The organism is Rhizobacter sp. P2_H2, assembly GCF_056403375.1.
In genome coordinates, this window is record NZ_JBFUFP010001687.1 from 1 (window position 1) to 731 (window position 731).

Annotated in this window: 2 protein-coding genes; both read right to left on the reverse strand. The window is 72.2% G+C overall.

Annotated features, from left to right (window positions below; translation table 11 throughout):
- Positions 1-278, reverse strand: a 278-nt coding sequence (locus tag AC1D15_RS35620) for a hypothetical protein (protein ID WP_477829801.1), incomplete at its 3' end; no start/stop codon positions are given.
- A gap of 49 nt (positions 279-327) precedes the next feature.
- Positions 328-731: hypothetical protein (locus tag AC1D15_RS35625; RefSeq protein ID WP_477829802.1), on the reverse strand; the 404-nt coding region annotated here is incomplete at its 5' end.

Here is a 731-nt window from a genome sequence, read left to right on the forward strand (position 1 = left end):
AGCGTGGACAGCTGGGCCGATAGCGTCTGGAAGCGCAGCGCCACGTCGAGCGCCGGACCGATCAGCCCGGTGGGGGTCGGGATCTGCTGGTTGGCGCGGGTCAGCACGGTCAGCAGCAGCTGGGTGAGTTGGTCGGTGGACGGGTTGTGCCCGCCCCACTGCTGCGTCTGTTGTGTCGTCTGCTCGGTGGGCGTGTCAGCCTGCGCCTCGGGGGCGGTGTCGGCGACGGGGGCGGTGCGGCGCGTGCCGCGGGCGGGAGAGGGCGGGGCCTTGGCCATGGAAATGCTCCTGTAGGTGCGTGGTGGTGGTGGGTGGAAGTGGTCGGGATCAGGCGGGCTGCAACGCGCCGCCCATCCGCAGCATCGATTGCTGCTGTTGTTCGAGGATGCGTTTCGCCTCCTGTGGCTGGCCGCCGCAGCGGGCGAGCTGCAGCCCGGTCAGCCCGAGCGTGCGCAGCGGCTCGGTCCACAGCCAGTGGGCCGACGTGAACAGCGCCGGGCCGAGCGTCGACTGCAGTTCGTCGAGCGCTGCCGGGCTGACGCGCTGCGGGTGCAGCAGCTCGCGCAGCGAGCGGCCGCGGAAGCAGCGCATCGGCGTCTCGACCAGCAGCCGCGCCAGCTCCGGCAGCAGCGGCTGCGAATCGGTGATCAGCGCGCGCGTGCCGCTGTCGACACGCTCCAGCGGGTGCAGCCCGGTCCAGGCGAGCTCGAGCTCGTCCCACGGTCCTGCGC